We start from the raw sequence: 12,732 nt of genomic DNA on the forward strand, positions 1-12,732 counted from the left end.
GCCGACCCCGACCCGGCATGGGGGAAGAGACGCCGCGATGCGTCGTCTGCGATGCGTTGGCTAGGCCTTGCTCCTGTCAATGCAGTGGGACAGTAAAGCTGCCCTCTTCAGGCTGCGGGCGCCCCAAGTGAACTTCCTGCCCAGGGGCGCAACGTCAGGAGAGCTTCATCTCCCTTATCAGCTCCACGTAGCGCATGAAGGAGCGAAACGAGATGTCGGGCAGGATCATGTCGTCCACCGCTGGAATGTAGCCCCCCTGCTCCATCAGCCAGGGGACCTTCCCCATCACCTCCCGCTCCACCGCCTCGGGCCCGTCCATCAGCGCCTGGCGCGAGATGTTGCCATACAAGAGCACGTCGCGCCCGTACTCCCGCCGCAGCTTCGCCGCGTCCATCCCCGCCGCTACCTCCAAGGGCCCGAACAGGTTGAAGCCCGTCTCCAACAGCACCGGGATCAGGGGCTCGATGTTGCCGCTGGTGTAGAACGAAAACACCTCCACCCCCTTGCCCCGCAGGTGCTCGATCACCCTCCCCACGTAGGGCTTCCAGAAGCGCCGGTACGTCTCCGGCCCGATCAGGCTGGAGGTCTTGTACGCCAACCCATCCTCGTTGAGCACCACGTAGTCTACCGGCACCCTCTCTACCACCGGCCCCCACAACGCTATGGTGAACTCGGCCCAAAAGTCGAAGATGTCGTGCACGAAGGCGGGTTCATCGTGAAGGGCGGCCAGGAACCTCTCCAACCCCAGCATGTAGCCGTTCTTGGGCCCCCGCCCCGGCCCCCACATCATGCTCAGCCCCACCGCACTCCCGCCAGTGCGATAGGCCTCGAATAGCTCCGGCCCCCAACTCAGGGGCAGCCGCCTTACGTCGGCGGGGTCGTAGCGACGCTTCATCGCCTCCCAGTCTTCCCGCGTCTCCACCGACCCTTTGAGATACACATACACCGTGGGGGCCACCGTCTGAGCCTTGAGCCGGCGGACGGTGAAGCCAAACTCGTCCCTGTACGTCGTCCACTCCTCGTCCGACGACAAGGTGCGCTGAACGAAGGCGGGGATGGGACCGGTGTGGATGGGAACGAAGGTGTTGCCGTCGAAGCCCACGTACTCCCGGATGTCCCGGCCCCAGGGGAACCCCTCCGTGCACCAGCGCCGGACGGCCTGCTCAGTGATGCCCTCCAGGTCCCAAAGGGGAACCCGATCGGGCATCTGGAACCGGGTGATGGCGCGGAAGCGCTCTCGTGAGGTCATGCTCATTGGCTTGTCAGCCTCCCAAGGCGTCATTCACCGCGGGCGGGTACCGCTGCCTGGGATCGGTAGGGCAGGGCACCGCACCTGCGTGGTGCAAAGGGCGGACGCAGTGGTCCTCCCCTACCCCGCCAGACTGAGGTACCGGGCCAGGAAATCGAGGCTTTCGACTCCCCGCGCCACGTGGCCCCCGTCGTGCTCGAGATAGGCGATCCTATCCTCGATGCCCAGCCGGCGGTAGTGCTCGCGGGCATCCTCGTAAGCGGCGCGCGAGGCCTCGTACCACACCGCTCCGTCCTGCCGGCCGGTCTCGGCGGCGAAGGCGCGGGGGCAGATCAGGCTCACCACGTCGGAGTCATCGAAGTACTTGAGCCAGCCGGCGAAGAACTTGTCTTCCTCGAAGGTCTTGACGTACGGGGTGCGAGGGTAGTCATAGTCAATCATCTTGCCGATGCGCCGCTGAAAGAAGGCCGAGGACACGCTCGCCTTGATGCGGGTGTCTACCGCGGGGAAGAAGAGAGCGCTTTGGCCACCCTGGCTCAACCCGTAGAACCCGATCCGATTGGGATCTACTTCGGGAAGGGTGGACACGTAGTCCAGCAGCCGGGAGGTGCACATGAACTCGGTGCCGATGAGGCGCTCGCCAATGAGGTAGGCCTTGCGGTAGAGCTGGGTACGGGCCCGGGCCCATTCCTGATCGCCCAGGGCAGGCACGTACCGGGCTCCTCCCTCGTCGGTGCCGAAGCCCCCAACCATATGCGGCGCCAGCACGACGAAGCCCCGCTCCGCCAGGCGGATGCCCATGCGGTGGTAGCTGTAGTCCGGCCTGATGGCATCCACCACGAAGCCGCAGGCCTCTTCTGGGGTGCCGCACAAGCCGTGCTGCGCCACCACCAGAGGGCGCGGGCCGGAGCCGTGAGGGATAAGGAACAGCGCATCCTCCCACACCTCCGGCAAGACCTGCAGCCAGAGCCGTTTCAGGGAGAAGCGCTCGGTCTGGCCCAGGTCTTCCCACCGGGGTTGGGGGTCGCAATCGGGCTGGCCACCGTAGCCGATCATGGCGGCGAAGCGGGCCCGCATGGGCTCCATAGAGCGCTCGTATTCGGGGATGCTGCCGTAGTGCCGGTCCCAGCGTTCCACCCGGGTGTCGAAGGCCTGGTGGCAGCGCCGGGTGAAGTAGGCGTCGAACCCCTCGTAGAGGGCCCGGCGCCGTTGGTCTATGTCGGCGTAGTCAATGATGGGATCGTCGGTCATGGGAACTCCGTGGCGATCTAGAGCTGCTGCCCACCACCCCGGCTCAACAGGGGCGAAGCTGGCTTCGGGCAAAGGCTACTGGTATGAACCGTACTTCCTGACACACTCCATCAGCCAGGTGTAGGCGGCGAAGCTTACCCCCGGAGGCACCGAGTGGTCTATGTGGTAGAGGTAGCCTCCCCCCTTCTTAGCATAGCCTACCTTGCTGCGGACCTCTTCCTCAATCGCGTCTCTGTCCCCTTGCGCCACTACGTCGGCGCTGATGTTCCCGAAGAAGGCGATCTCGTGTCCGTATCGCCTCCTGTACTCCCGGACGTCGTTGCCCGCCCGAGCCTCCAGCGGCTGAACACAGTCCACACCAGCCTCGATCAGCAACGGTATCAGCTCCGAGACATCGCCGTCGCAGTGGTAGATCACCTTGAGGCCCAGCGCGTGGCAGCGATCACAGATCCGACAAAGACGCGGCAACACGTGCCTCCGGTAGACTCGGGGCGAGAAGAGCATCCCATTGCGGTAGCACAGGTCACTGAAGAACCAAAGCGCATCAACTGCGATTTCCTGCCTGGTGACCTCGTCCAGCATCCCCAGCACGAACTGCGTCACCGTCTCCAGCACGTCGTCGAGAAAGCCCGGCTGCTCCAGCATGGCTGGCAGAGCGGTCTCCGCGCCCAGGGTGCGGATGAAGAACCAGGCCGGCTCAACCGGTGAGATCACCACATACTCGCCTCGCGCCTGGGCTGCCGCCGCCGCCTCCCGCGCCCCTGGTGACAACCGGTCCGGTCCTGGTTGCAGGCGGTGCCGGACCTTCCGCCACTGGTCGAAGGTTGCGATGCGCCACCCGATCTCCGAGGGCGGGGCGTAGGAGTCCTTCCAAGTCTTCATGAGGACGCCGTCGGCGTTCCACTCCAGCCGGTAGGCCTCGCCTTCTTCCTGAATGGCGGTGGGAAGCTGCAGAGTAGAGTCAATGCCCACCGTGTGGATCCGGTCCAGGCCGAAGTAGTCCCGCGGGTCGGTTCCCACAGGGAGTCCCTCCTGCTCCCAGCGACGGATGGTGTCCGGCCAGTAAGAGATGTCCACCATGGGCACGCAATCACCCTCTTGATGACTCAAGGCTGTGATGATGCGCTCTCGGCCAGTCATGATCCTGATCCCACAGGTCTTGGAGTGCAGAAACTGGGGGCAGACAGCCTGCTGCCTGCCCCCTGCGTCAGAGGGTGCCTTAAGACGACGCAGCTAGCTGTGCTTGGCGTTCCAGGCGTCTAGCACCTCTTGAGCAAACTGGTTGACCTCATCGAGGAACGCCTGGATGGGCATCTCCACCTCACCGGACAGGATAGAGGGCCACAGTTCGTTATAGCGCTCCAGCATCGGGTTCACTTCAGGATGGTTCATCGTAGGCACGCCGAAGTCGAGTGCCTCCAAGTAGCGCTCAATGTGCTTCGGGGGGAGATCACGGCGAAGGAACCTATCGCTCTCCGCAATCTCCCGTACTGCCGGGATCGTGGCCGCATCCAGGGCTGCCTGCTCTAACTGGGTAGTGCAGAACCAGAGGGTGAAGTCCCAGGCCTCCTGCAGATGCTGGGTTCCACTTATGATGGCCATCTCCTCAGTGTAGATCGAAGAGTAGCGCCACTTCTTGCCGTTGGCCTCCAGGTACGGCACCGGGGCGATGTCCCACTCGAAGTCGGTGACATCGTTGCGGAAGGTCGGCACCATCCAGATGTAACCCCAGTGGTTGCCGATTAGGTTGGAGGCGAAGTAGGGCATCATGCCCATCTCGCTGGTGACCTCGGGTGGGGCTGCGATCTCGTACTTGCGCACCAGGTCATAGTACATCTGCATGCTTGCGACCCGCTCCGGGCTGTTGAGGTCCATCTCCAACCACTGGTCATTCTTGGATCCCATGTTCCCGCCCATGGCCACCAACCAGTGCATCGAGTAGCCCTGGTCCAGCGTAGCAGCGAACTTCTTGTTGGCCGGGTCGGTCATGCTCGGGCCCCAAGTTATGAGGTCGCCGAAGGTCCAGTCCCCCGTCTCCGCCGGTGGCTCGACTCCTGCCTCTGCGTAGATGTCGAGGTTGTTCGCCACCACGCAGGAAAGCAGCCCGAGAGGCATGGCGCTCAGCTTCCCGTCCCAAGTCAGACCAGAGATGGCGACGTCCCAGAAGATGCTCTTGTCCACGTTGTTCTGAACGAACAGTTCGTCCAGAGGCATGAACACGCCTTCCACCGCCCACTTGGGCCAGCCGTAGCCATGCCAGGCGACATCGGGCGGCGTGCCACCAGCAATGGCCACCGTGAGCTTCTCATCCGGGTTGGTGTTGTACATGGGCTCGATCTCGATGTGGGGAAACGCCTCCATGTACGAAGCGAAGGCCGTCTCCCCCCACCGAGTCTTGGCCGGCGTGTACTGCGGCCATTCCACCACTAGCTTGATCTTCTCCCCCTCAGCGGCAGGCTCAGCCTGAGCGGGAGCTTCGGTTGCGGCCGCCGCTGGCTCACCCGCTTGTGGCGCAGGTGAGGCTCCAGCGCAAGCGGCCAGTAGGACCCCCGCACTCACCAGAGCAGAGCCCTTCAGTAACGAACGGCGGCTAATCCCCTTGCTCTCCATCTCTCTGCCTCCTCTAGTCACGCGACGGTTATCCGCTTTGAGCCCCGCGGCCCGGTGCACAGCCGGTGGCGCAAGGCTTGCCTAACCCTTGATGCCCGTCATCACCAGCCCCTCGATGAAGTAACGCTGGAACAGGAAGAAGATGATGAGCGGTGCCACCGCCACCATCAGGGTGGCAGCCATGAGGTAGTTCCACTCGGTGGTATACGGTCCCTTGAACCGGTAGAGACCGAGGGCCAGGGTGAAGTTCTTCTGAGAGTGCAAGTAGATCAAGGGGCCAAAGAAGTCGTTCCAGTGGCCGATGAACAGGAAGATGGCCACTGCCCCCAGCGCCGGCCGGGCTAGAGGCATCAGGATGTTCCAGTAGATGCGGAAGTTGCTGCAGCCATCTATTCGAGCCGCATCATCCAAGTCGTAGGGTATGGTCATTAGGTACTGCCGGAGCAGGAAGATGTAGAAGGCGCCTCCGCCCAGGAACGAAGGGACAATCAATGGCTTCAGGGTGTTGATCCATCCCAGGTGCCTGAAGATTATGTAGACTGGGATCATAGTGACATACCCGGGCAGCATCATGGTCGCCAGCACGATCATGAACCAGATATCTCGGCCCTTGAACCTCAGGCGGGCGAAGGCGTAAGCCGCCATTGACGAAGACAGCATCGCACCGATGATGGTAGTCGTTGTGATCAGAAGCGAGTTCTTCAGCAGGACCGGGAAGTGCATTTGCTCGAACGCGGTAGCGTAGTTGTGCCACTGAGGCTCTGAAGGGAACCACTTGGGCGGATAGGCGAAGACCTCTCCTCCGGTCTTTAGCGACGACATCGCCATCCAGAAGAGGGGCAGCAGGTAGAAGAACCCACCTGCGCTCAGAGTAGCCACCACTGCCAGCCGCTGCAATCGCCGGGCGGTTCTCATGCCTACTCCAGCTGCACTACGGCCCTCGATTCCCGCCGGTCTCGCTGACGCCCGGGATGCTGAGGTCACCTAGCCCCTCCTGCCGCCGCGCAGTGACGCCTCATAGTGCACCCACATGGGCGAGCTCTGGAACACCATGAGCGTCAGGACCAGGATGATGACGAAGAGGACCCAAGCCATAGCCGACGCGTACCCCATTCTGAAGTACTGAAAAGCGTTCCTGTACAGGAGCAGAACATAGAAGAGAGTGGCGTTGTTGGGCCCTCCGCCGGTCATGATGAAGGACTGAGTGAAGGTCTGCAGCGCCCCTATGATTCCCATCACCAGGCTGAAGAAGATGGTCGGGGTCAGCTGCGGAATGGTCACAAACCGGAACTCCTGCAGCGTGTTGGCACCGTCAATCTTAGCTGATTCGTACAGATGAGCAGGGATGTTCTGCAGGCCCGCCAGGAAGATGATAACGCTGCCGCCTACGCCCCAGAGGCTCATGAGCACCAGCGCCCACAGTGCCCACCTTTGGCTGGTGAGCCAGCGAACCGGCTGTATGCCCACCAGCTCCAGGAGCCAGTTGAACAGGCCAAAGTTGGCGCTGAAGAGCAGCATCCAGATCAGCGACACGGCCACTCCGCCCAGAATGGTGGGCAGGTAGTACACCGTCCGGAAGGCCAGTATGCCCCGGATGCGGACATTCAGCAGGAGAGCAAGAAGTATGGCGAGGCTCATTCCGAGCGGAATGCTCGAGACGCTGTAGACGAAGGTGACTCTGAGCGCTGTGGGAAACAGCCGGTCCGAAAGCAGCTCCCGGTAGTTGGCCAGGCCGACCCACGTGGCGCCGCTCAGCAGCGGGTAGTCGGTCAGGCTGTAGTACAGCGACGCGACCATAGGCCCCAGAGTCAGCCCAAAGAACCCGATCAGCCACGGTAGGATGAACAGGTAGCCGTCCAGGTTCTCCCGATCGCTGGAGCTCAAGCGGAACCACTTGCGCTCAGTGGACACCTCCGCTACTGCCAAAGACACACCCTCCGTGGTGGCGTAGCCCTCGAGCAGCTACACCTCGACACATTCACCGGCCCTCAGAGGCCGGCCGCCATAGGGACCTGCAAGCTACCGATCCCTATGGATTCCCGCCGCCTATGTCAGCAGCTATAATGATGACGCATGAGGAGCGCAAGAGGAATGTCATCGCTCTGCCATCTGGCTGCCAACTCTCAGCTTCGGCTATCCGCCGGGGTCGGCCATCCGGCCTGTCTTCCCGCAGAGGCCGAGCAGGCCCGCCCCACCCCGGCTTGGCAGACCGCTGGGAGCATCACGGCCGCATGAACGTGGACACGGACACCGCTCGCTGGCTACTGGCCCACCTCAACGACAACCCGGCCCTCAGTAGTACCGAGTTGCTGCCTGGCCTGCCCGGCCTGCGGGAAGCCCAGCCCCTGAGCCGGGCCGATGCCCTCCGGGCCATAGTGCTGGACTGTATAGAGTTCCTGCGCCCTCCCCGAGGGGGCACCATCCGCAGCCCTGAGGCCCGGAGCTACGCCGTCCTCTGGCTCCGCTACGTGGAGGGAATGACAGTCGAGGAGGTGGGTGAGGAGATCAACCTCAGCGAGCGCCAGGTTCACCGAGAGCTCAGGGCAGCCGAAGCCAAGTTCGCCGACGTGCTATCCACCCACCTGGCCACGATCGCCCAGACCAGCAATGCCGCCGGACCGGGTAGTCGAGAGACTCAAGAGATAAGCGTGGCCGTCCGGCCGGCGCAGTTCGGGCTCGCCCGGGCCATACAGGCCACCATTGGCACCATTGAGCCCCTGGCCAAGAGCCTGGGGCGCACGGTGTCCCTCGACGTCGACCTGACCGACGATCACCTGTTCGCCGACGAGGGGGTTCTGCGCCAGTTGCTCATCCAGAGCTTGAGTCTGGTGTTGCAGAGTTCCGCCGAGGGTTGTGTACGGATTGTTGTGTCCGGCGCGAGCGAGAGGATGGCTGAGGTCAAGATCGGCCCGGTCCCGCTCGCAGGCATTGTCAGCCCCCAGGCAGTTGAGGGCCTCCGGAAGCTGGCAACCGCCCTTAACCTGGAGCTATCAATCCGAGAGGACAGGACGTCCCTGGGCATCGCCCTCAAAGTGCCTCTGCACCAACCCAAAACAGTGATGGTGGTGGAGGACAGCACGGTGGCGGTGGAGTTGTACCGGCGCTACCTGGAGCCGGGCGGATTCTGGCGCGTGGTGGGCGTGTCCGAACCCAGGTTGGCATACGACATGGCCCGAAACCTTCAGCCGTCCGTTATAGTCCTGGATCTGCTCATGCCAGGCACCGATGGGTGGACTATCCTTAACGTCCTGCGGGCAAGAGAAGACACGGCGGACATACCGGTGATAGTCTGTTCCGTATTCGAGGACCCACTGCTGGCAGAGGCTCTGGGAGCTAAGGCGCACTTGCGCAAGCCAGTGTCCCAGGTCCAGCTGCTGTCCGCCGTGAACCGCTGGGCTCGCTGACCACGTACTCGGCCCTGGCTCCCTCGAGAATCGCTCGCAGCACCGAAAGCGCTTCGGCATCTCGCATGCCGCCGCGCTTGCTCACCTGCACCCAGGAGATCCGTGCCTCGTCTCGAAGCCCTGTGGCTCCAGTCACCCCCACGATGGGAATCCCGGCAAAGGCCTCCTCCTGCCTGATAGCTCGAGCCACCTCCGCGCCGCTCATCGGCTCCATCACCATATCCAGCAGGACCACGTCTGCCGGAGCTGCCCTGAGCTTCTCTAGAGCCTCCGCCCCCTCGTAGGCCCAGCGAACGTCGAAATGGGTCTCGGATGACAGCAGCATGCGCCGCACGAGTTGCACGAACCCGCGGTCGTCATCCACCACCAGGACCGAGCCCGACTGCACGAAGCGACGGAGCACCGAAAGGAGCCGCTCCCGGGTCACCGGCTTCCCCAGGAGGGCGTCGAAGCATTCGTCGGCTCCCATGACCGACGGCGCGGGCAGCGTCGTTGCGATGATCGGGACCCCCGGCGGGAGCGACTCGGCCAGCCGCTCGGCCTCCGTCGCCACCTGAGGCAGAGGGCCTTCCACAAGGAGGGCTCTGGGGTGATGCCGGTCCAGCAGTTCCGCCACCGATTCCGGACGCGAGGCCGGGATCACGTCGAATCCATCCAGGTGGCGGGCGAGGAAACCATAAGCCTGCTCATGGCCGCCGAGGCTGACAGCCAGCACCGGGATGGAGTGGCTGCCCGGCACCGACGCGCTCAGGTGGCCCGCCAGCTTGGACACCTGCTTGCCCTGAAGGGGTATGGTGAAGTGGAACTGCGAGCCGGAGCCCATGCGGCTCTCAGCCCAGATCCTGCCACCATGCAGCTGCACGAATCGGCGAGCGATCGCCAGCCCCAACCCTTTCCCGCCCCGCTCGCCCGGCCCCTGTGCCCGGTAGAACTCCCGGAAGATCAGCTCAAGCTCATGAGCCGGTATCCCCACTCCCGAGTCGGACACGGTCACCAGCACGTCCTCGTCCCGTGCCACGGCCGAGACCCTCACCGTGCCGGCGTCGGTGAAGCGAATGGCATTGGTCAGCAGGTTTAGCAGCACCTGCCGCATGCGAGTGCGGTCCAGATACAGCGGCGGCAGGCCCGGACCCAGGTCGAGCTCGAGAGAGATGGCCTTGCCGTCCACCAGCCTCTCAGCTAGCGACACCGTCTCCTGTATGATCGCGGCAAGGTCGGACAACTCCCGCTTCACCGGCATGCGCAGCGCGTCTACCCGCGCCAACTCCAGGATGTCATCCACCAGCTCGCTGATGTAGCAGGCACTCCGCCATATCTCGGCCACGTCCCGGCGTAGCATGGGTGGCCACTCGATGGCGCCGTAGGTGGCAGAGGCTCGGTGCATGATCTCTGCGAACCCTAGGATAATGTTGAGGGGAGTGCGCAACTCGTGGCTGACGTTGGCGGCGAACTCCTCCTTCAGACGCCGCGCCTCCTCCGCCTCCTGGTGGGCCACTGCCAACTCGCGGTTGCTTCTCTCGAGGAGCTGGTACGCCACGTGCAGGGCAGCCAGGGCCTTATTCAGCTCCCCTTGCCGGTCGCGCAACTGCTCCGCCAGGTAGGTGGCCTCGGCGCTCCTCAGCCAAGACCAGTCGAGCACGCTGTCGCGAGGAGACAGAACGGCCCAGACCGCCAGGTAGACCAGCAGCACCTGGGCCCCGAGCAGCAGGCCCGTCCCCGCCAGATCCGCGACAGCGAGCAGCAATACCAGCACCGTCAGCCCCAGCCCGGCTGGAAGCCCGAGAAGCCCAGCAGCGGCCATTCCCGGCAGGACCAGCAGGGGCGCCACCGCCTCTCGCGGCAAGAGCGTGGGAGACAGCACAGCCGTGGCTAGGCAGCCTGAGAGCACGAGAGCCGCGGACACCGTGGGCTTACGTTCGGCCCAGTGCCGCGCGACGAAAAAAGTCGGGATGAGCGCCGACGATAGGGCGACGGACTGGAGGTCGGGCCAGTCCTCGGCCAAGAGCCCCCACCACCAGAACAGGCAGGCGACCATGAGAATCCCCGCCAGTCCACTCGCCGTCCGCGAGCGGATCTCCCTCTGATTCACCTCGCGGATCTGCCTAACCTGCAGCCGGCTGTAAGCACCCATGAGAGTGACTCCCCCACCACGCGACAACAGATACTCGATATAGGTCACCGAAATGGCCAAGAGACACCGGAGGCAGGCGCCAGGACCGCAGCCCTGAAGCGGGCACGCCCCAAAGCGGGGACAACTACCGGGGCGTTGCCGCTCGCCCGGTCGGTTCCTTCCTCAGCTCCAGCCTTCCACGCTGCTCGTCGTACCCAGCCGCATGCTACCCCTTCACCCCGGTGACCACCACTCCCTGGATGAAGATGCGCTGGGCGAAGAAGAACAGCAGTATGCAGGGCAGCACTGTCACCAGAGACGCTGCCATCAGCAAGTCGTAGCGAGTGGCCCGGAAGGCGTTGAAGCTCTGCAGGCCCAGCGCTATGGTGAAGTTGCGCTGGTGGTGCAAATAGATTAGGGGGCTGAAGAAGTCGTTGTAGGCCCACATGAAGTGAAAGATCGCCAGGGTGGCGATGGCCGGCTTAGCCAGCGGCAGCAGAATACGAAACAGAATGCCCAGGGTGCCACAACCGTCCATCTTGGCGGCGTCGTCCAGTTCCAGGGGTATGGTCATGAAGTACTGCCGCAGCAGGAAGACGTCGTAGGCCCCGGCGAAGAACGACGGCACTATCAGTGGCTTGAGCGTGTCCACCCAACCCAGCTTGCTGAACAGAATGTAGGTGGGGATCAGCGTCACTTGGCTGGGCAGCATCGTGGTGGAGAGCAGCAGGAGGAAGAGCAACCCCAGCCCGGGGGCGCGAAAGCGAGAGAACCCGTACGCCACCAGCGATGTCGAGATCAACATCCCAGCCATGGAGCCAAACACCACCTTGGCCGTGTTGATGGCGTAGGTGCCGAAAGGCACCACCGTCATGGCCTCTACGTAGTTGTCCCAGCGAAGCCGGACCCGCTCCACCGGCTTGGCCCGGTTCACGTCGGCCTCCACCGTGGCGGACAGGTCATCCGGATCGGCGAACGTCCCCACCCGCTGCGCCTTCGCCACCATCACCAGGCGGCGCGTCTCCCCGTCCAGCTGAACCTCGTACAGCGGGTAGACCTGGCCCCCGACTTCCAGCTTCACCTGCTCGGTCGGGATCCACACCGGCGGGAACAGGTCTATCTGGGCCAGAGGCTTGAGGGAGGAGGAGATCATCCACACCAGGGGAAACACCATGGCCACCGCGCCCAGGCTCAAGGCGACCAACGCCAGTGCCTGCCCCAGCGCCTCCCCCCGGAGCCGGAGTGTCCTCGTCCGCCCGGCCGCTCTGCCTGCGGTTCTCGCTACGGCCATCAGGCCCTGCCTCCTCTCAATTGGCCCTCGTAGTAGACCCACGCAGTCGAGCTGCGAAATATGAGAAGGGTGAAGAACAGAATGATGACGAACAGCACCCAGGCCAGCGCCGCAGCGTATCCCATGCGGAAGTAGCGAAAGGCGTTGTTGTACAGGTGCAGGTTGTAGAACAGGGTGGCGTTGTTAGGCCCCCCTTGGGTCATGACGTAGGCGTTGGTGAAGTACTGGAAAGTGCCGATCGTCCCCATCACCAGGTTGAAGAACACGACCGGCGAGATCATGGGCAGAGTGACGTAGCGGAGACGCTGGAGGGCCGTGGCTCCATCCACCTTGGCAGCGTCGTACAGCGCTGTAGGCACCGACTGCAGCGCCGCCAGGTACAGCACCATGCCCCCACCCGCCCCCCACAGGCTCATGATGGCCAGCGAGGGCAGGGCCCAGTTGGGGTCAGCCAGCCAGCCCGGCCCCTTGATCCCCACAAGCCTGAGGGCCCAGTTGAGCACACCGAAACGTGGGTTGAGCACGTACTGCCACAAGACGGCCACAGCCACGCCGGAGATAACCGAAGGCAGGTAGTAGATGGCCCGCCACACCGACAGCCCCGGCACCTTCAGGTTCAGGAGCAGGGCTACCGCCAACCCCACCGCCAGCCCTGCGGGCAGGGACAGCACCGCATAGGTGAAGGTGACCCGTAGGGACTGCCAGAAAAGAGGGTCGAAGGTGAAGATGGCGCGGTAGTTGCCCACCCCGCGCCATGACACCGGGCTGACCACGTTGTAGTCCGTGAATGAAAGGACAAACGAAGCCACCATCGGCC

At 63.7% G+C, this 12,732-nt stretch carries 10 protein-coding genes; 1 reads left to right on the top strand and 9 read right to left on the bottom strand.

All coding sequences use genetic code 11. The features are described from left to right. Window positions 1-154: 154 nt before the first annotated feature. From HPY83_03785 to HPY83_03810, 6 genes are all read right to left on the bottom strand, one after another. Window positions 155-1,255, bottom strand: coding sequence for a hypothetical protein (locus HPY83_03785; protein ID NPV07071.1), 1,101 nt, complete (start codon window positions 1,253-1,255; stop codon window positions 155-157). A 114-nt stretch (window positions 1,256-1,369) separates the two neighbouring features. Continuing rightward, window positions 1,370-2,500, bottom strand: coding sequence for a hypothetical protein (locus HPY83_03790; protein ID NPV07072.1), 1,131 nt, complete (start codon window positions 2,498-2,500; stop codon window positions 1,370-1,372). Window positions 2,501-2,575: 75 nt separating this feature from the next. Then, entirely contained in the window at window positions 2,576-3,640 is a 1,065-nt protein-coding gene (locus tag HPY83_03795) for a hypothetical protein (GenBank protein NPV07073.1), read from the bottom strand. A 93-nt stretch (window positions 3,641-3,733) separates the two neighbouring features. Then, window positions 3,734-5,110 (bottom strand): extracellular solute-binding protein, encoded by a 1,377-nt coding sequence (locus tag HPY83_03800; protein ID NPV07074.1) that lies wholly within the window; start codon window positions 5,108-5,110, stop codon window positions 3,734-3,736. Window positions 5,111-5,191: 81 nt separating this feature from the next. Further along, a complete protein-coding gene (locus tag HPY83_03805) occupies window positions 5,192-6,025 on the bottom strand; it encodes a carbohydrate ABC transporter permease (GenBank protein NPV07075.1) in 834 nt (277 codons plus the stop codon). Window positions 6,026-6,094: 69 nt separating this feature from the next. Then, window positions 6,095-6,907 carry a sugar ABC transporter permease gene (locus HPY83_03810; GenBank protein ID NPV07076.1) on the bottom strand — a complete coding sequence of 271 codons (813 nt, stop codon included), beginning with the start codon at window positions 6,905-6,907 and terminating at the stop codon, window positions 6,095-6,097. Between the two features lie 434 nt (window positions 6,908-7,341). Between HPY83_03810 and HPY83_03815 the strand changes: the two genes are divergently transcribed. Continuing rightward, the gene (locus tag HPY83_03815; protein ID NPV07077.1) at window positions 7,342-8,514 is read left to right on the top strand and encodes a response regulator; all 1,173 of its coding nucleotides are present in this window, start codon (window positions 7,342-7,344) and stop codon (window positions 8,512-8,514) included. On the opposite strand, the gene HPY83_03820 is transcribed toward HPY83_03815, so the two are convergent. The 3 genes from HPY83_03820 to HPY83_03830 all read right to left on the bottom strand — a co-directional run bounded on the left by HPY83_03820 (window position 8,444) and on the right by HPY83_03830 (window position 12,727). After that, the gene (locus HPY83_03820; protein ID NPV07078.1) at window positions 8,444-10,645 is read right to left on the bottom strand and encodes a response regulator; all 2,202 of its coding nucleotides are present in this window, start codon (window positions 10,643-10,645) and stop codon (window positions 8,444-8,446) included. The genes HPY83_03815 and HPY83_03820 overlap by 71 nt on opposite strands. Before the next feature lie 205 nt (window positions 10,646-10,850). Beyond that, a complete protein-coding gene (locus tag HPY83_03825) occupies window positions 10,851-11,915 on the bottom strand; it encodes a carbohydrate ABC transporter permease (protein NPV07079.1) in 1,065 nt (354 codons plus the stop codon). Further along, window positions 11,915-12,727, bottom strand: coding sequence for a sugar ABC transporter permease (locus tag HPY83_03830; GenBank protein ID NPV07080.1), 813 nt, complete (start codon window positions 12,725-12,727; stop codon window positions 11,915-11,917). The genes HPY83_03825 and HPY83_03830 overlap by 1 nt, the downstream gene beginning before the upstream one ends. Between the last annotated feature and the right edge of the window lie 5 nt (window positions 12,728-12,732).

Source organism: Anaerolineae bacterium (assembly GCA_013178015.1).
Classification (GTDB): Bacteria; Chloroflexota; Anaerolineae; order DRVO01; family DRVO01; genus Ch71.

What these genes read in the sequence shown, in the direction of transcription:
- HPY83_03825 (NPV07079.1), bottom strand. Translation starts at nt 11,915, where the DNA reads ATGGCCGTAGCGAGAACCGCAGGCAGAGCGGCCGGGCGGACGAGGACA.
- HPY83_03810 (NPV07076.1), bottom strand. Translation starts at nt 6,907, where the DNA reads ATGGTCGCGTCGCTGTACTACAGCCTGACCGACTACCCGCTGCTGAGC.
- HPY83_03830 (NPV07080.1), bottom strand. Translation starts at nt 12,727, where the DNA reads ATGGTGGCTTCGTTTGTCCTTTCATTCACGGACTACAACGTGGTCAGC.
- HPY83_03805 (NPV07075.1), bottom strand. Translation starts at nt 6,025, where the DNA reads ATGAGAACCGCCCGGCGATTGCAGCGGCTGGCAGTGGTGGCTACTCTG.
- HPY83_03815 (NPV07077.1), top strand. Translation starts at nt 7,342, where the DNA reads ATGAACGTGGACACGGACACCGCTCGCTGGCTACTGGCCCACCTCAAC.
- HPY83_03800 (NPV07074.1), bottom strand. Translation starts at nt 5,110, where the DNA reads ATGGAGAGCAAGGGGATTAGCCGCCGTTCGTTACTGAAGGGCTCTGCT.
- HPY83_03790 (NPV07072.1), bottom strand. Translation starts at nt 2,500, where the DNA reads ATGACCGACGATCCCATCATTGACTACGCCGACATAGACCAACGGCGC.
- HPY83_03795 (NPV07073.1), bottom strand. Translation starts at nt 3,640, where the DNA reads ATGACTGGCCGAGAGCGCATCATCACAGCCTTGAGTCATCAAGAGGGT.
- HPY83_03820 (NPV07078.1), bottom strand. Translation starts at nt 10,645, where the DNA reads ATGGGTGCTTACAGCCGGCTGCAGGTTAGGCAGATCCGCGAGGTGAAT.
- HPY83_03785 (NPV07071.1), bottom strand. Translation starts at nt 1,255, where the DNA reads ATGAGCATGACCTCACGAGAGCGCTTCCGCGCCATCACCCGGTTCCAG.